Consider the following 16410-nt stretch of genomic DNA (forward strand, 5'->3'; position numbering starts at 1 on the left):
GATTGCCTGTCAGGCAATTTGCGCCTTCGACGCCACTTCATCAAACGTCGCCGGCTCCAGCGCATCCGACTGGTCATCGAGCACCTGACGCGGGTGGTCATTGCCGGGGATAGAGCTGTCAATCAGCGCCAGCAGTTGCGCGCCGCGCGCGGTCAGGATGAAGTTCTCACCGTTTCCGCCCTCTTCCTCTGGCCGCGACTCAATAAACCCGCGCTTGAACAGCAGCGCCTCATAATCTGCGGCGGTCTTTTTCAGCGTGTCCAGGTTACCGGTGGCTTCACCCGCCGTGGCCTTCTCGGCAGCTTCCTGCTCGGCATACTTGCGCGGGGCAAAGCTGCCTTCGCCGTTCTGCACTTCATGCAGCAGACGTTCGATCAAATCCCAATTGTAAGTCGTCATCCTGATTCCTCCTGCAGGCCGGTAGGAAAGTAGCCCGTCTACAGGTGTGACATGCCCCGTCACTGGCCGTTCAGCTGGATAGACCGCCGTCATTTCTCTGAACTTTCCAGACGTTCGCCACCTCAACTGAACACACTGCCAAGGAGGTCCGACCATGAAAACCCTGATGAACCTGGCCATCGCCGCCACGCTGCTGACTGCCCTGCCCGCTTGGGCCTGTACGCCTGAAGAAGCCACGGCAAAACGTGAGCAACTGGCGCAGGAGGTGACCAAACTCACCCAGCAGAACCCCACCAAAGCCAAGGAAATGAATGCAGAGCTGCAGAAAATGGATATGGATACGACCTCTGCCGACCTGCCAGACAAATGCCAATTGATCGATCAGCGCCTTAAAGACCTGGATAAAGCAGCCGCCGAGACAAAAAACTGAAGACCAAAAAAAACCGGACATCGTCCGGTTTTTTTATATCGGTGCAGCCTTATTCGGCAGCCGGCGCTTCTGGCTTGCGGCGTTTGAGCGGCGCCATGCCATCCTTGCTGACGAGCGACAGGTTGTCGGTCTTCGGCCGGTTGGCAATTTTGCGCTTGGTCGGCGACTTGGCACCGGCTTTCTTCTTGTCGCCCTTGGCGTCGACTTTTTTCTTCTTCACGCCAACCGCTTTGCCCGACGCCTTGACCTTCTTCGGCCCGGTGTAGGTGCCTTTGACTTCCTTGATGGTGCGGCGCTCGAACGACTGCTTGAGGTAGCGCTCGATGCTCGACATCAGGTTCCAGTCGCCATGGCAGATCAGCGAGATTGCCAGGCCATCATTACCGGCACGCCCGGTACGACCGATACGGTGCACGTATTCGTCGCCGCTGCGCGGCATGTCGAAGTTGATGACCATGTCCAGGCCGTCCACGTCCAGACCGCGCGCAGCCACGTCGGTGGCCACCAGGATCTTCACGCCGCCAGCCTTCAGGCGGTCGATGGCCAGCTTGCGGTCCTTCTGGTCTTTCTCACCGTGCAGCACAAACGCTTTGTAATCCTGTGCCACCAGGCGACCGTAGATACGGTCCGCCGCAGCCCGGGTGTTGGTGAACACGATGGCCTTCTGATAGGTCTCGTTGGCCAACAGCCAGTTGAGGATCTGTTCTTTGTGCACGTTGTGGTCGGCGGTGACGATCTGCTGACGCGTGGTGGCGTTCAGGTCGCTGACGTTGTTGACCTGCAAGTGCTCAGGGTTGTTCAAGACCTTGGCGACCATGTCACGCAGGGTCGAACCGCCGGTGGTGGCGGAGAACAGCATGGTCTGCTGGCGATTGACGCATTCGGCCACCAGGCGCTGCACGTCATCGGCAAAGCCCATGTCGAGCATGCGGTCGGCTTCGTCGAGCACCAGCACTTCGACTTCCTTGAGGTCGAGGTTGCCGGCGTTGAGTTGCTCGATCATACGGCCTGGGGTGCCGATCAGAATGTCCGGGACCTTGCGCAGCATGGCGGCCTGAACCTTGAAGTCTTCGCCACCGGTGATCAGGCCGGATTTGATGAAGGTGAACTGCGAAAAGCGCTCGACTTCTTTCAAGGTCTGCTGGGCCAGCTCGCGGGTCGGCAGCAGGATCAGGGTTTTGATGCTGACGCGGACTTTGGCCGGACCAATCAAGCGGTGCAGAATCGGCAGGACGAAAGCGGCGGTTTTGCCACTCCCGGTTTGAGCCGTCACCCGCAGGTCACGCCCTTGGAGCGCGAGCGGGATGGCCGCTGCTTGCACAGGCGTAGGCTCGACAAATTTAAGCTCGGCCACGGCTTTGAGCAGGCGTTCGTGCAGGGCGAATTGGGAAAACACGGGTGCTACCTCGAAGAAATACAAAATATCAGCTGCATAGGGTAACGGTTTCGGGCGTCCAAACCGAGTTTCTTTACGCGAACGGGGCTAATCAGCTGCTTTTTTGTCAGCTCATTTGTCTACAACGTCAACTTTGTCGCACTTAAATGCTCTAATCGGCCCGTGTTGTCTTACAGAAGAATCGGTTTCACCCATGGATATCAAACAGTTCTGGCTCAACGTCCAAGACCTTTGGGGCGCCCTCGATCAACACCCACTGCTGCATGCAAGCCTGGGTTTGCTGGTGTTGCTGGTAGTCGCCCTGCTGCTCGGCCGGGTCGCGCGCTACCTCATCCTCCACGCCGTCAAATTGCTTGGCCGGCAACCGGCGCTGCACTGGCTTAATGATCTGCGGCACAACAAAGTCTTCCACCGCCTGGCACAGATGACGCCGTCCCTGGTGATTCAGTTCGGCCTGTATCTGGTGCCGGACCTGAGCAAAACCGCCACGCTGTTTATTGGCAATGTCGCCCTGGCATTCACCATCCTGTTCATGACGCTGGCCGTGAGCGCCCTGCTCAATGCGCTGCTGGATATCTACGCACGTACCGAACATGCCCGCACCCGCTCGATCAAGGGCTATGTGCAATTGGCGAAAATGGTGCTGTTCGTGTTCGCTGCAATCATTATCGTCGCCACGTTGATCGACCGTTCGCCGCTGTTGCTGCTGTCGGGGTTGGGTGCGATGTCGGCGGTGATTCTGTTGGTGTACAAGGACACGCTGCTCTCGTTCGTCGCCAGTGTGCAATTGACCAGCAACGACATGCTGCGGGTCGGCGACTGGATCGAGATGCCTCAGGTCGGCGCCGACGGTGATGTAGTGGACATCACGCTGCACACGGTCAAGGTGCAGAATTTCGACAAAACCATCGTCTCCATTCCTACCTGGCGCTTGATGTCAGAGTCGTTCAAGAACTGGCGCGGCATGCAGGCGTCCGGCGGTCGCCGCATCAAGCGCAGCCTGTACATCGACGCCAGCGGCGTGCGTTTTTTGCGTGACGATGAAGAACTGCGCATGACCCAGGTGCACCTGCTCACCGACTACATCAGCCGCAAGCAGGCTGAGCTCAAGGCTTGGAACGAGGCCCAGGGCAATAGCGCGCAACTCTCTGCGAACCGCCGCCGCATGACCAACTTGGGCACCTTCCGCGCCTATGCCCTGGCCTACCTGAAAAGCCACCCGGACATTCAGCCGAACATGACCTGCATGGTGCGCCAGATGCAAACCACCGCTCAGGGCGTGCCGCTGGAAATCTACTGCTTCACGCGCACCACGGCGTGGGCGGATTACGAGCGCATCCAGGGGGATATTTTTGATTACCTGCTGGCGGTGCTGCCGGAGTTCGGCTTGAGCCTGTATCAGCAGCCAAGTGGCAATGACTTGCGCGCGGGCATGTTGCCGGCAGTGTTGGGGGCCAGTCATTTGCCGACCCTGGAACACAGCGCGATATAACACCACCGACCTTCTGTGGGAGCGGGCTTGCTCGCGAACGCGGAGAATCAGTCAACCGATCACTGACTGACCTACCGCCTTCGCGAGCAAGCCCGCTCCCACAAAGGGGTTCAAGATTGGGCTAACCCTTTACGTACGCCCAACCGGCTGATCCACACCGCCGCCAAAATCACCAACCCGCCCAACGCCAGCCGCCCCAGCGGTTCATGCTGGTTCCAGATCAGCAAGTTCAGCAGCAACCCCACCGGCACATGCAGGTTGTTCATCACCGCCAGGGTGCCGCCGTTGACCAGGCAAGCGCCCTTGTTCCACCAGTACATGCCCAACGCGGTGCTGACCAACCCGAGGAACACCAGCACGCCCCATTGCAGGGGCGCTTGTGGCAGGAAGTCGGCCTTGCCGAACAACAGGAATGCCGGCAACACCACGATCAAGGCGCCCAGGTAGAAGTAGCCGAAACGTCGGTAATGCGGCAGGTCGCTTGGATAACGCGCTACCAGATGTTTGTACATCACCTGCCCGGCGGCGTAGGTGAAGTTGGCCAGTTGCAACAGCAAAAAGCCGCCGAGGAAGTGCGGCGTAATCTGGTCAAAGCGAATCACTGCCGCGCCGCCCACCGCCACCAGCGCAGCGATCAGCGCCCAAGGATTGAAGCGACGGTTAAGCGCGTCTTCGATCAGCGTCACGTGCAACGGCGTGAGGATGGTGAACAGCAGCACTTCCGGCACCGTGAGCACCCGAAAGCTCAGGTACAGGCACACGTAGGTCACACCAAACTGCAGCGCGCCGATCAACAGCATGCCGCGCATGAACCTTGGCTCTACCGAGCGCCAGCGGGTCAGCGGGATGAACACCAGCCCGGCCAGCACCACGCGCACCAGCACGGCGAAATAGCTGTCGACGTGACCGGCGAGGTATTCGCCGATCAAGCTGAAGGAAAAAGCCTGAATCAGGGTGACAACCAGTAAATAGCCCATGCGCGCCTCGTTTCGAATGGGCGCGACTTTAAGGGTTTTCGGTGTTTGAAGAAACTCGAGGCAAAAAAAACCCGACCTCGCTAAAGCGGCAGTCGGGCAGGAGCACTCAGGAGCAACAAGTGCAAAGGGAGGTTCGATACGCGTACTTGAAGGGTTTGCGTGGGGCGATATAAACACCGCGCGATTATGTGACGATTAAACGATCAAGCGACCTGTGCCAGCAGCGCCTTGGCGTGGTTAATGCCTTTTTCCTGGAAGTCCCCGCTCAGGTTCACCCCTTCAGCATGAATGAAGGTCACGTCGTGAATGCCGATAAAGGCCATGACCTGACGCAGGTACGGTTCCTGGTGATCGGAGCTGGCGCCGGTGTGGATGCCGCCGCGCGCGGTCAACACAATCGCGCGCTTGCCAATGAGCAAACCCTGAGGGCCGGTGGCTGTGTACTTGAAGGTCACACCGGCACGCAACACGTGGTCCAGCCAGGCTTTGAGGGTGCTGGGGATCGCGAAGTTGTACATCGGCGCGGCCATCACCAGCACATCGGCGGCAAGCAGTTCGTCGGTCAATTCGTTGGAGCGGTCCAGGGAGGCCTGTTCGATGCCGCTGCGCTGTTCGGCGGGTTTCATCCAGCCGCCGAGCAGGTTGGCGTCCAGGTGCGGAACCGGGTTAAGCGCCACGTCACGCAGGGTGATCTGATCCGTCGGATGAGCGACCTTCCATTGGCTGATGAATTGCTGGGTCAGCTGACGGGAGATCGAATCCTGTTGGCGTGCGCTGCTTTCGATGATCAGAACATTGGACATGGCTGGGTAGGCTCCATCTGTAAATGCTGTAAGGCGATGGAGAAAAGATTAACCAGGGCTCATTCGATAAAAAAGCGCAAAAAACTGCTACAACCCATCTAGAAATTTGTTTATAAGCGGAGTATTGCTGTGAGCATGCTCCGCTGCTGCTTTATTTTGGGGCACATGCCAGCGCGATACGCATCTTGATAATGGCGCGACTGAACTTGACCGTGGTGTTGGTGCTTTTGCCCGCCGCCACCGTGACCTTGCGATTACGCGGCGATTCCGGGCCGTTGGTGAAGGTTACCGAACACACCGCGTCATTGGTGCCGTAGTTGTTTAGCCGGATCGAACTGATGTCGCCGTCCACGTCGGTCGCGGTGTAGTCCACTTGCACGCCGTCGATCTTTTTCGTGACGTCGATGGGGTAGGCAAATGCGCTCATCGGCAGCAGCGCCAGCAACACACAACAGAATTTTCTCATTCGGCAGTCTCCAATAAGGACCGCCAGCTTAGGACAAGAGGAGCTCATCTTGAAAGCGCCCCGCGTTACCCTCGATCAATGGCGCACGCTGCAAGCCGTGGTCGACCACGGCGGCTTCGCCCAGGCGGCTGAAGCGTTGCACCGTTCGCAGTCTTCGGTGAGTTACACCGTCGCTCGCATGCAAGACCAACTCGGCGTGCCGTTGCTGCGCATCGACGGGCGCAAAGCGGTGCTCACCGACGCCGGTGAAGTGTTGTTGCGCCGCTCGCGGCAACTGGTGAAAAACGCCAGCCAACTGGAAGACCTTGCCCACCACATGGAACAGGGTTGGGAGGCTGAAGTGCGGTTGGTCGTGGACGCCGCTTACCCCAATGCACGCCTGGTGCGCGCCCTTACCGCCTTTATGCCGCAAAGCCGTGGCTGCCGCGTGCGCCTGCGTGAAGAAGTGCTGTCGGGTGTCGAAGAGTTGCTGATGGATGGCATGGCCGACCTGGCAATCAGCGGGTTCATTATCCCCGGCTACCTGGGCACGGAAATGAGCGATGTGGAATTTATCGCCGTGGCCCACCCGGACCATTCGCTGCATCGCTTGAACCGTGAGCTGAGCTTCCAGGACCTGGAAAGCCAGATGCAGGTGGTGATCCGCGACTCCGGCCGCCAGCAACCGCGAGATGTGGGCTGGCTTGGCGCCGAACAGCGCTGGACCGTCGGCAGCCTGCCCACCGCCGCGACATTCGTCAGCAGCGGCCTGGGCTTTGCCTGGCTGCCCCGGCACATGATCGAGCGCGAACTCAACGATGGCCTGCTCAAGCAGCTACCCTTGGAGAAAGGCGGCAGCCGCAACCCGACGTTTTATCTGTACGCGAACAAGGACAAACCCCTGGGCCCAGCCACACAGATCCTCGTGGAATTGCTGCGCACCTTTGACACCGCCCCCCTGGACGCGCCTTACGCCGCTCCCCAGCAAGCCTGAAACGGAGTTCATGCATGGCCTGGTTCGACCATGAAGGCTGCAGCCTGCATTACGAGGAATACGGTCACGGCAGCCCGTTGATCCTGATCCACGGCCTGGGCTCCAGCAGCCAGGATTGGGAATTGCAGATTCCGGTGCTGGCCCGGCATTACCGCCTGATCGTGGTGGATGTGCGCGGTCACGGGCGCTCCGACAAGCCTCGCGAGCGCTACAGCATCAAGGGTTTCACCGTCGACCTGCTCGCCTTGATCGAACACCTGAACCTGCCGCCCGCTCATGTCGTGGGCCTGTCCATGGGCGGCATGATCGCCTTCCAGTTGGCGGTGGACGAACCCGCCCGGGTCAAGAGCCTGTGTATCGTCAACAGTGCGCCCGAGGTCAAAGTGCGCAGCGCCGATGATTATTGGCAGTGGGCCAAGCGCTGGAGCCTGGCGCGAGTGCTCAGCCTGGCCACCATCGGCAAGGCCCTGGGTGATCGGCTGTTCCCCAAACCGCACCAGGGCGACCTGCGGCGCAAGATGGCCGAACGCTGGGCAAAAAACGACAAACGTGCTTATCTCGCCAGTTTCGACGCGATTGTGGGCTGGGGCGTACAGGAACAACTTTCCAGGATCACCTGTCCAACCCTGGTCATCAGCGCCGACCACGACTACACACCCGTGGCGCAAAAAGAAATCTATGTAAAACTGCTGCCCGATGCGCGACTGGTGGTGATTGAAGATTCCCGCCATGCCACGCCTTTGGATCAACCCGAAGTCTTTAACGCTACCCTGCTCGATTTTCTAAAGACAGTCGAAACCACTACCCAGGATCACTGACCCATGTTGAAAAAAATCGCCTTCTTTGCCGGTTCTGTTTTGTTCGCCGCCAACCTGATGGCCGCCGAGCCCGCCAAGGCGCCTCACGTCCTGATCACCACCACCAATGGCGACATTGAAATCGAACTGGACCCGGTCAAGGCGCCGATCAGCACCAAGAACTTCCTGGCCTATGTCGACAAAGGCTTCTACACCAACACGATTTTCCACCGCGTGATCCCGGGCTTCATGATCCAGGGCGGCGGATTCACCGCGCAGATGTCGCAAAAACCAACCGAAGCACCGATCAAGAACGAAGCCAGCAACGGCCTGCATAACGTACGCGGCACCCTGTCGATGGCCCGCACCAATGACCCGAACTCGGCCACCAGCCAGTTCTTCATCAACGTGGCCGACAATGCCTTCCTCGATCCGGGCCGTGACGCCGGTTACGCCGTGTTCGCCAAAGTGGTCAAAGGCATGGACGTGGTCGATATCATCGTCAACTCGCAGACCACCACCAAGCAGGGCATGCAGAACGTGCCTATCGATCCTGTTCTGATCAAGTCGGCCAAGCGCATCGACTGAGGTCTGCAGGTAGCTCCGCGCATGGCCCACAAGGCCACGCGCGCATTTGAACAGGAGAGCCCGCCAGGCGGGCGTCAACCTAATGCTCTATCGTCGTTTTGAACAACTGATCGATATTTTCCGCGCTGCCCCCAGCGACGCCCCGCCCGACAAAGTCCTGCCCTTCTACCTCTACTACCTGCGCCAGGTGTGGCCAAGCTTTGCCGCCTTGCTGGTGGTAGGCCTGATCGGTGCGTTGATCGAAGTGGCGTTGTTCAGCTACCTGAGCCGCATCATCGATCTGGCCCAAGGCACACCGCCCGCCAACTTCTTCCAGGTTCACAGCGCCGAGCTGATCTGGATGGCCGTGGTCGCCCTGCTATTGCGCCCGATCTTCAACGGCTTGCATGACTTGCTGGTGCACCAGACCATCAACCCCGGCATGACCAGCCTGATTCGCTGGCAGAACCACAGCTACGTGCTCAAGCAGAGCCTGAATTTCTTTCAAAACGATTTCGCCGGGCGTATTGCCCAGCGCATCATGCAAACCGGCAACTCCTTGCGTGACTCGGCGGTGGCGACGGCGGAAGCCATCTGGCACGTGTCGATCTATGCGGTCAGCGCCCTGGTGCTGTTTGCCGAGGCCGACTGGCGGCTGATGATCCCGCTGATCACCTGGATCATCTGCTACAGCCTGGCCTTGCGTTACTTCGTGCCGCGCGTGAAAGAGCGCTCGGTGATCTCCTCTGAAGCACGCTCCAAACTGATGGGCCGCATCGTCGACGGCTACACCAACATCACCACCTTGAAGCTGTTCGCCCATACGCAGAATGAGCAGGAATACGCCAAGGAAGCGATCATCGAGCAGACCGAAAAAACCCAGCTGGCCGCGCGCGTGCTGACCAGCATGGACGTGACGATTGCCATCTTGAACGGCCTGCTGATTGTCACCACCACCGGCCTGGCTCTGTGGCTGTGGACCCAGTCGCTGATTTCCGTGGGCGCGATTGCCCTGGCCACCGGCCTGGTGATTCGTATCGTCAACATGTCCGGCTGGATCATGTGGGTGGTCAACGGCATTTTCGAAAACATCGGCATGGTGCAGGACGGGCTGAAAACCATCGCAGCGCCGCTGGCGGTCACCGACCGCGAGAATGCCCCACGCCTGAACGTGCCCAATGGCGAAGTACGCTTTGAGCAGGTGGATTTCCACTACGGCAAAAAGAGCGGGATCATTGGCGGCTTGAACCTGACGATCAAGGCCGGAGAAAAGATCGGCCTGATCGGCCCGTCCGGCGCGGGCAAGTCGACCCTGGTCAACCTGCTGCTGCGCCTGTACGACCTGCAAGGCGGGCGCATCCTGATCGACGGGCAGAACATCGCCGAGGTCGCCCAGGAAAGCCTGCGCGCACAGATCGGCATGATCACCCAGGACACATCGCTGCTGCACCGTTCGATCCGTGACAACCTGCTGTACGGCAAGCCGGATGCGACCGATGAAGAACTGACGGCCGCCATCCACAAGGCCCGCGCCGATGAATTCATTCCGCTGCTGTCGGACGCCGAAGGGCGTACCGGGCTGGACGCCCATGTGGGTGAGCGCGGGGTCAAACTCTCCGGTGGGCAGCGCCAGCGGATCGCCATTGCGCGGGTACTGCTCAAGGACGCGCCGATTCTGATCATGGACGAGGCCACCTCGGCGCTGGACTCGGAAGTGGAAGCAGCGATCCAGGAGAGCCTGGAAACCTTGATGCAAGGCAAGACGGTGATAGCGATTGCGCACCGGTTGTCGACTATCGCGCGAATGGACCGATTGGTGGTGCTGGAGAAAGGCCAAATCGCCGAGACTGGCAGCCATGCCGAGCTGCTCGCCCATGGCGGGTTGTATGCGCGGTTGTGGCAGCACCAGACCGGCGGGTTTGTCGGCATCGACTGAGGCTGACAACCCTGGCCCCTGTGGGAGCTGGCTTGCCTGCGATAGCGCAGTGTCAGTACCAAATTGGCTGCCTGGCACACTGCAATCGCAGGCAAACCAGCTCCCACACTTTACAGCGTCAGGCAGCCTATTCTTCAGGCCCTGGCGCTTTTTTATGGCCTGGACTTGCCCACAAACCCTGCTTCAATCAAAGCAGTGCCCAGACGGGCGCTGAAGTAAATCTGCAGGGAGCATCATTGATTTACTGATTGGGTAGAGCGATCTATCAAGGACGTGTTGCATGTCTTTGTTCAAACGTTCAATCACAGAGGGGTTGGGTACGTTTTGGCTGGTGTTGGGCGGTTGCGGGAGTGCGGTGTTGGCCGCAGCGTTTCCCGCGGTCGGGATCGGGCTGTTGGGTGTGGCCCTGGCGTTCGGGCTCACGGTGTTGACCATGGCGTTTGCCATCGGGCACATCAGCGGCTGCCATCTCAACCCGGCCGTATCAGTAGGCTTGGTAGTGGGCGGGAGGTTCCCGGCCAGGGAGTTACCGGCTTATATCCTCTCGCAGGTTATCGGCGGCACGGTCGCCGCTGCGCTGTTGTACTTCATTGCCAGCGGCAAACCCGGGTTCGAACTGGCATCGGGCCTGGCTGCCAATGGCTATGGCGAGCATTCGCCGGGCAGTTACTCAATGGCAACGGGGTTTGTCTGTGAGCTGGTGATGACGGCGATGTTCGTGCTGATCATCCTTGGCGCCACAGACCGTCGTGCCCCAGCGGGCCTCGCGCCCATCGCCATCGGCCTGGCTTTGACCCTGATCCACTTGATCTCCATCCCCGTGACCAACACCTCGGTCAACCCGGCCCGCAGTACCGGCCCGGCGCTGATTGTCGGCGGGTGGGCGCTTCAGCAGTTGTGGATGTTCTGGCTGGCGCCCATTTTGGGTGCTGTGATCGGCGGCGCGACCTATCGATGGCTGGGCGAGGAGGACCCAGCCTGAGGTCAAGGGGTTCAGCCCTGCCGATAAGGCAGGGCTGTCCTCGCTTCTTCGGCATACCCCAGAATCCCCACGCGCTCGCGCTCAAGGAAATCTTCCACGGCATTCTTCAGGCCCGGATGGCGCAGGTAGTGCCACGACCGGGTGATCACTGGTTCAAACCCGCGAATCAATTTGTGCTCGCCTTGGGCGCCGGCGTCGAAGCGCTGCAAGCCGTGAGCAATGGCGTAATCCATGCCCTGGTAGAAACAGGTTTCGAAATGCAGACGATCGAATTCCGCCAGGCAGCCCCAATAACGCCCGTAGAAGCTGTCGCCACCGATCAGGCTGAAGGCCATCGCAACCGGGCGCGCGCCCTGTTTAGCCAGCACCACGCGAATCGCTTCGGGCATGCGCTCGGCCAGCAGGCTGAAAAACGCCCGCGTCAGGTACGGCGACTGGCGGCGCACGGCGTAGGTGTTGGCGTAACAGGCGTAGACAAAATCCCACTGCGCTTCGCTCAACTCATGGCCTTGCAGCCATTCGAACTCGATGCCCTGCCCCGCCACTTGCTCGCGCTCTTTGCGCATTTGTTTGCGCTTGCGCGAACTCAAGGCGTCGAGGAAATCCTGGAAGTCGCGATAACCGCGGTTTTGCCAATGAAACTGGCAGCCCAAGCGCTGTAACCAACCTGGATGCTGCGCCAAGGCTTGGTCGGCCAAAGGGTCAGTGAAGTTGATGTGGGCGCTGGAGAGCCCTTCGATTTCCAGGTAGCCCGGCAGGCTGTTCAGCAGCTCGAAGCCATCTTCGGCGCTCCTGGCCAGCAAGCGCGGCCCGCTGACCGGGCTGAACGGCACTGCGGTCAGCAACTTGGGGTAGTAATCAATGCCCGCACGCTCACACGCATCGGCCCAACCGTGATCAAACACGTACTCACCGTAGGAATGCCATTTGCGGTAGCTGGGCATTGCCGCCACCAGGCGATCGCCTTCCCAGTGCAGCAAATGCTCAGGTTGCCAGCCCGATTGCGGGCCCAGGCTGGCGCTGTCTTCCAGCGCACTCAGGAATGCATGCCGCACAAAGGGTTGGGCCTGCGGCACGAGGGCATCCCATACCTGCGGGGCGATTTCGGACAGGGCGTCCAGGCGTTGCAACGGCATCGGCATCCTCACTACTTCAGGGCGTGAAAGCCTGGCGAGTATCGCTTATCGCTGGCCTTCGCACACGCTCAAATGGCACGACAAAGGCCAACTCAAATAGTTCCTTCTTAAATATTTTGTCATCTACATGACATCACTTAGCCACTGCCCCGTCATAAGTGATCGTGATACTGACGCCTGTTTTTAGAGCGCCTGGTTCTAGCAGGCGGCTATTTTCCGTCCGTCATCGGTCGGTTGTGTCCTGGGTGGTTTGCCATCCCTCCTCACTTTCGGAGATTGATATGCGTCTTGCTTCCACTAAAACTGCGGCGGCCCTGTGTGGCGGCCTGTTGCTGGCCCTGAGCGTTCCGGCCAGCGCTGCAGTCGACGCTAAATTGCTCGACATGCTCAAGGCCAACGGCCAGATCACCGCTGCGCAGTACACCGAACTGCAAGCGGAATTGGCCAAGGACCAGAAAGAAAAGCAGATCGCACAGCAAGCTCAACAAGAGACCAACGAGCAGATCGCGGCCACCGCGAAGAAAACCAACGACCTGAGCGTGTTCGACCAGAAACTCGCCTGGGCCGCACGCACTCAGCTCAAGGGTGACGTGCGCTTCCGTCAGGAAACCGTGAAGATCCAGGGCGAATCCAACAACGGCGGGCGTGACAAGGACCGTCAGCGCATCCGTGCGCGCCTGGGCGCCTACACAGAGGTCAACTCGCAGGTCGACACCGGCATTCGCATTGCCACCGGCAGCAGCGACGACGCGCGCTCCACCAACCAGGACCAGGACAACTACTTCGACAAGAAGTCGATCTGGCTGGACCTGGGCTACATCGACTACCACCCGGACCAGATCAAAAACCTGCACGTGATCGGCGGCAAGATGTTGCAGCCGTGGGTCAACATGGGCGACGTGATCTGGGACAGCGACATCAACCCGGAAGGCCTGGCCCTGACCTACAAATACCCATTGGGCAGCAGCGCCGAGTTGTTCGGCAGCATCGGCAACTACAACCTCAAGGACAACGTCGACGGCGACGGCGTGCAATTTCGTCACGACCTGCGCCTGACGTCCGGCCAGCTGGGCACGCGGTTCTCGGTGACTGACAACTTGAAAATGACCCTGGGCGGCAGCGTCTACGCCTACCAGAACGACAAGGACAGCCGCTGCACGACCACCACCACGCCTTGCGCATTGGCGGTCAACGGTAACTCGGCCGACAACCAGTTCCGCCTGTACGAAGGTTTCGCCCAGGCCGACATCGGCGGCCTGGCAGTGCCGTTGGCGTTCTATGGCCAGTACGTGAAAAACAACGACGCCGTGACCGATCAGGACACTGCCTGGTTGATCGGTGCCAAGTCCAAAGTGTTCGGCTTGAACCTGGACTACAACTACCGCGATATCCAGCGTAACGCCGTGGTGGGTGCCTTCACCGACTCGGACTTCGCCAACGGCACCACCGGCTCGCGCGGTCACAAGATGAAGGTCAGCTACGACATCGACAAGAACTTCGCCCTCGGCGCCACGTACTTCCTGACCAAGGCTGACTATGCCAGCCGCACGCAGCGTGATGCCAACACCAACACCCTGCAGCTGGATGCTGAAGCCAAGTTCTAATGGGTGTGTGTGCAATAAACCTTGGGCCAGGACGGCCCGAGGTGGTTTCAACAGCCTTGCGTGGGTGGATCGCCCCTCATCATCCGTTCGCCCCGCCCACTCGAGTCTGCATTGTTCGCGCTTTTACTGATCTTTCAGCCGCTCGGCCACCAGCCGGTCAGCCAATGCGTCCACATCTTTTACCGGTTCTTCCGGCATGATTTTCAACGTCGCCTGCATCAGGCGCATCTGACGGATAAATCGCCGGCAGTTAGGGCAAAACATCAAGTGATGACGCACCAGCAGACGTTCGCGAAAGGTCAATTGCCCATCGAGGTAGTCACTGGAACGTGCCACTTGTTCTTTGCAGGTCAACATTCGCCCGTTTCCTCAAAATGCTCCACCGTGGCGAAGACTTTAAGCCGTGCCCGATGCAACAGCACACGGACATTGGAGAGCGAGAGCGTCAGAAGATTACAAATCTCTTCCAACTCCAGGCCTTGGCGCTCACGCAGTACCAGCACGCTGCTTTGCAGCTCCGACAAACTCAGCAACGTATGCTCCAGGCACTTGCGCAACTCATCCTCGGTCAGCAACGCCTCCGGAGTGTCCTGGTGCCAGGCGTACGGGGCGACGGCCCAGTGGCCATCGTCGGGGACGAAGCGATCGTCACCGATGGTGCCGTGAGGTGAGGGCAAATCGTCGAGCAACACTTCCCGGCGATTTTGTTTGTAGCGGCCCTTGGCGGAGTTGGCGGTGATGGTCAGCAGCCAGGTCTTGAGGCTGGAACGCCCTTCGAACTTGGCCAGGTTGCGCACCACCGACAACCACGCGTCCTGCACCACTTCGTCGGCGTGGCGCTGGCCGACGATGGCGTAGGCCACTGCGCGCATGGCGCTCTGGTAGGTGGTGACCAATTCCTTATAGGCGCGCTGCTCGCCCTTGAGCAGCCGTTCCAGCAGGTGCGCGTCGTCGGCTGCTGCCATCGTTTACCTCAATCCTGCTGTGGAAATCCGATACCTGTGGGAGCTGGCTTGCCTGCGATAGCGGCGGTGGCTCCACTATCGTCATCGCAGGCAAGCCAGCTCCCACATTAAATCTGGCCAAATCCAACGATTAGCGTTTACGCAGGATCACGCTGCCGATCGAGTAACCCGCACCGAACGAACTGAGCACCGCCACGGCTCCTTTTGGCAAGTCGTCCTGGTAGGTGTGAAACGCGATCACCGAACCTGCCGAACTGGTGTTGGCGTAGGTGTCGAGAATCACCGGCGCTTCTTCCACCGAGGCTTCGCGGCCCAGCAGCTTTTTCACGATCAGGTGGTTCATGCTCAGGTTGGCCTGGTGCAGCCAGAAACGCTTCACATCGGTCACATTCAGCTGGTTTTCGTCCAGATGCACACCGATCAGTTCGGCAACCATCGGGCAGACGTCACGGAAGACCTTGCGACCTTCCTGTACGAACAGCTTGTCCGGCGCGCCGATGCCCTCTTCCGCCGTGCGGTTGAGGAAGCCGAAGTTGTTGCGGATGTTGTTGGAAAACTTGGTCAACAGTTTGGTGCTCACCACGTCGAACTGGTGCTCGGAAGTCGCCAGGTCGGCGCGCTCGAGAATCACGGCCGTAGCCGCATCACCGAAGATGAAGTGGCTGTCGCGGTCACGGAAATTCAGGTGGCCGGTGCAGACTTCCGGGTTGACCATCAGGATCGCCCGCGCCTGGCCCAGCTGGATGCTGTTGGCGGCGTTCTGGATACCAAAGGTCGCCGACGAGCACGCCACGTTCATGTCGAAACCGAAACCTTCGATACCCAGCGCTTCCTGGACTTCGATGGCGATGGCCGGGTAGGCGCGCTGCAGGTTGGAGCAGGCGACGATCACGCCGTCGATGTCGGCGGCAGTCTTGCCTGCGCGCTGCAGGGCCTGTTCGGCCGCACCCACCGCCATCTGGCAAAGCACCGACCACTCGTCATTGCTGCGCTCAGGCAAACGCGGGGCCATGCGCTGCGGGTCGAGAATACCGTCCTTGTCCATGACAAAACGGCTCTTGATGCCCGATGCTTTCTCGATAAAGGCCGCGCTGGACTCAGTCAGTGCCAGGACCTCACCGCGCTCGATGGCGGCGGCGTTGTCAGTGTTGAACTGCTGAACATAGGCATTGAAAGACTGCACCAGCTCTTCGTTGGAAATGCTGTTGGCCGGGGTGTACAGGCCAGTGCCGCTGATGACGACGTTATGCACGGTCGTTCCTCTAAATCTGTCAGGCAGAAGATATTGGTACCGTCGTACCAAACTTTAAGTCGTTCGATTCCGTCCAGCGGGCATCAAACTGGCAACGCTTTATTCCATCGCGCCGCGGCTGCACACCAGCCCATCACGACGATCCCGGCATTTATGACCGCGAAGTTTGCCACAACTTCGGGGATTTGGCGCCATTTCCCGGATAAACCCGGAGCTGACTGTGGGAGCTGGCTTG

17 protein-coding genes are annotated in these 16410 nt (G+C 59.7%); 8 read left to right on the forward strand and 9 right to left on the reverse strand.

The window, feature by feature from the left end:
* Positions 1-9 precede the first annotated feature (9 nt).
* Positions 10-399 (reverse strand): transcriptional regulator, encoded by a 390-nt coding sequence (locus FPT15_RS05060; protein ID WP_145158993.1) that lies wholly within the window; start codon positions 397-399, stop codon positions 10-12.
* Between the two features lie 154 nt (positions 400-553).
* Here FPT15_RS05060 and FPT15_RS05065 point away from each other — a divergent pair, with 154 nt between their 5' ends.
* Entirely contained in the window at positions 554-829 is a 276-nt protein-coding gene (locus FPT15_RS05065) for a hypothetical protein (protein ID WP_106576387.1), read from the forward strand.
* A gap of 49 nt (positions 830-878) precedes the next feature.
* Here the strand turns inward: FPT15_RS05065 and FPT15_RS05070 are convergent, their stop codons facing one another.
* Positions 879-2225 (reverse strand): DEAD/DEAH box helicase, encoded by a 1347-nt coding sequence (locus tag FPT15_RS05070; RefSeq protein WP_106576386.1) that lies wholly within the window; start codon positions 2223-2225, stop codon positions 879-881.
* A gap of 193 nt (positions 2226-2418) precedes the next feature.
* Between FPT15_RS05070 and FPT15_RS05075 the strand changes: the two genes are divergently transcribed.
* Positions 2419-3717, forward strand: coding sequence for a mechanosensitive ion channel family protein (locus tag FPT15_RS05075; protein ID WP_145158995.1), 1299 nt, complete (start codon positions 2419-2421; stop codon positions 3715-3717).
* A gap of 110 nt (positions 3718-3827) precedes the next feature.
* On the opposite strand, the gene FPT15_RS05080 is transcribed toward FPT15_RS05075, so the two are convergent.
* The 3 genes from FPT15_RS05080 to FPT15_RS05090 form a co-directional block, all read right to left on the reverse strand.
* Positions 3828-4694, reverse strand: coding sequence for a carboxylate/amino acid/amine transporter (locus FPT15_RS05080; protein ID WP_145158997.1), 867 nt, complete (start codon positions 4692-4694; stop codon positions 3828-3830).
* A gap of 203 nt (positions 4695-4897) precedes the next feature.
* Positions 4898-5497, reverse strand: a complete 600-nt coding sequence (locus tag FPT15_RS05085; RefSeq protein WP_145158999.1) for an FMN-dependent NADH-azoreductase — start codon at positions 5495-5497, stop codon at positions 4898-4900.
* Positions 5498-5648: 151 nt separating this feature from the next.
* Positions 5649-5963, reverse strand: a complete 315-nt coding sequence (locus FPT15_RS05090; RefSeq protein ID WP_145159001.1) for a 3-phosphoglycerate kinase — start codon at positions 5961-5963, stop codon at positions 5649-5651.
* A 49-nt stretch (positions 5964-6012) separates the two neighbouring features.
* Here FPT15_RS05090 and FPT15_RS05095 point away from each other — a divergent pair, with 49 nt between their 5' ends.
* From FPT15_RS05095 to aqpZ, 5 genes are all read left to right on the forward strand, one after another.
* Positions 6013-6936, forward strand: a complete 924-nt coding sequence (locus FPT15_RS05095; RefSeq protein ID WP_145159004.1) for a LysR family transcriptional regulator — start codon at positions 6013-6015, stop codon at positions 6934-6936.
* 14 nt (positions 6937-6950) lie between these two features.
* Complete coding sequence (locus FPT15_RS05100; RefSeq protein ID WP_145159006.1) at positions 6951-7754, forward strand: alpha/beta fold hydrolase; 804 nt, start codon at positions 6951-6953, stop codon at positions 7752-7754.
* 3 nt (positions 7755-7757) lie between these two features.
* Positions 7758-8321 (forward strand): peptidylprolyl isomerase, encoded by a 564-nt coding sequence (locus FPT15_RS05105; protein WP_145159008.1) that lies wholly within the window; start codon positions 7758-7760, stop codon positions 8319-8321.
* 82 nt (positions 8322-8403) lie between these two features.
* Positions 8404-10236 (forward strand): ABC transporter ATP-binding protein, encoded by a 1833-nt coding sequence (locus tag FPT15_RS05110; protein ID WP_145159010.1) that lies wholly within the window; start codon positions 8404-8406, stop codon positions 10234-10236.
* Positions 10237-10516: 280 nt separating this feature from the next.
* Entirely contained in the window at positions 10517-11218 is a 702-nt protein-coding gene (aqpZ, locus tag FPT15_RS05115; RefSeq protein WP_145159012.1) for an aquaporin Z, read from the forward strand.
* A gap of 11 nt (positions 11219-11229) precedes the next feature.
* On the opposite strand, the gene FPT15_RS05120 is transcribed toward aqpZ, so the two are convergent.
* The gene (locus FPT15_RS05120) at positions 11230-12354 is read right to left on the reverse strand and encodes a GNAT family N-acetyltransferase (RefSeq protein ID WP_145159014.1); all 1125 of its coding nucleotides are present in this window, start codon (positions 12352-12354) and stop codon (positions 11230-11232) included.
* 281 nt (positions 12355-12635) lie between these two features.
* Between FPT15_RS05120 and FPT15_RS05125 the strand changes: the two genes are divergently transcribed.
* Entirely contained in the window at positions 12636-13958 is a 1323-nt protein-coding gene (locus FPT15_RS05125; RefSeq protein WP_145159016.1) for a putative porin, read from the forward strand.
* A gap of 123 nt (positions 13959-14081) precedes the next feature.
* Here the strand turns inward: FPT15_RS05125 and FPT15_RS05130 are convergent, their stop codons facing one another.
* From FPT15_RS05130 to FPT15_RS05140, 3 genes are all read right to left on the reverse strand, one after another.
* Positions 14082-14315 (reverse strand): anti-sigma factor, encoded by a 234-nt coding sequence (locus FPT15_RS05130; RefSeq protein ID WP_106576374.1) that lies wholly within the window; start codon positions 14313-14315, stop codon positions 14082-14084.
* Positions 14309-14923, reverse strand: a complete 615-nt coding sequence (locus tag FPT15_RS05135) for an RNA polymerase sigma factor (protein WP_064453547.1) — start codon at positions 14921-14923, stop codon at positions 14309-14311. The genes FPT15_RS05130 and FPT15_RS05135 overlap by 7 nt, the downstream gene beginning before the upstream one ends.
* 130 nt (positions 14924-15053) lie before the next feature.
* The gene (locus FPT15_RS05140; RefSeq protein ID WP_145159018.1) at positions 15054-16175 is read right to left on the reverse strand and encodes a beta-ketoacyl-ACP synthase III; all 1122 of its coding nucleotides are present in this window, start codon (positions 16173-16175) and stop codon (positions 15054-15056) included.
* Positions 16176-16410: the final 235 nt, after the last annotated feature.

The sequence above is a fragment of the Pseudomonas sp. RGB genome, assembly GCF_007713445.1.
Lineage (GTDB): Bacteria > Pseudomonadota > Gammaproteobacteria > Pseudomonadales > Pseudomonadaceae > Aquipseudomonas.

What these genes read in the sequence shown, in the direction of transcription:
- FPT15_RS05085 (WP_145158999.1), bottom strand. Translation starts at nt 5,497, where the DNA reads ATGTCCAATGTTCTGATCATCGAAAGCAGCGCACGCCAACAGGATTCG.
- FPT15_RS05130 (WP_106576374.1), bottom strand. Translation starts at nt 14,315, where the DNA reads ATGTTGACCTGCAAAGAACAAGTGGCACGTTCCAGTGACTACCTCGAT.
- FPT15_RS05090 (WP_145159001.1), bottom strand. Translation starts at nt 5,963, where the DNA reads ATGAGAAAATTCTGTTGTGTGTTGCTGGCGCTGCTGCCGATGAGCGCA.
- aqpZ (WP_145159012.1), top strand. Translation starts at nt 10,517, where the DNA reads ATGTCTTTGTTCAAACGTTCAATCACAGAGGGGTTGGGTACGTTTTGG.
- FPT15_RS05125 (WP_145159016.1), top strand. Translation starts at nt 12,636, where the DNA reads ATGCGTCTTGCTTCCACTAAAACTGCGGCGGCCCTGTGTGGCGGCCTG.
- FPT15_RS05105 (WP_145159008.1), top strand. Translation starts at nt 7,758, where the DNA reads ATGTTGAAAAAAATCGCCTTCTTTGCCGGTTCTGTTTTGTTCGCCGCC.
- FPT15_RS05135 (WP_064453547.1), bottom strand. Translation starts at nt 14,923, where the DNA reads ATGGCAGCAGCCGACGACGCGCACCTGCTGGAACGGCTGCTCAAGGGC.
- FPT15_RS05120 (WP_145159014.1), bottom strand. Translation starts at nt 12,354, where the DNA reads ATGCCGTTGCAACGCCTGGACGCCCTGTCCGAAATCGCCCCGCAGGTA.
- FPT15_RS05110 (WP_145159010.1), top strand. Translation starts at nt 8,404, where the DNA reads ATGCTCTATCGTCGTTTTGAACAACTGATCGATATTTTCCGCGCTGCC.
- FPT15_RS05100 (WP_145159006.1), top strand. Translation starts at nt 6,951, where the DNA reads ATGGCCTGGTTCGACCATGAAGGCTGCAGCCTGCATTACGAGGAATAC.
- FPT15_RS05080 (WP_145158997.1), bottom strand. Translation starts at nt 4,694, where the DNA reads ATGGGCTATTTACTGGTTGTCACCCTGATTCAGGCTTTTTCCTTCAGC.
- FPT15_RS05060 (WP_145158993.1), bottom strand. Translation starts at nt 399, where the DNA reads ATGACGACTTACAATTGGGATTTGATCGAACGTCTGCTGCATGAAGTG.
- FPT15_RS05075 (WP_145158995.1), top strand. Translation starts at nt 2,419, where the DNA reads ATGGATATCAAACAGTTCTGGCTCAACGTCCAAGACCTTTGGGGCGCC.
- FPT15_RS05065 (WP_106576387.1), top strand. Translation starts at nt 554, where the DNA reads ATGAAAACCCTGATGAACCTGGCCATCGCCGCCACGCTGCTGACTGCC.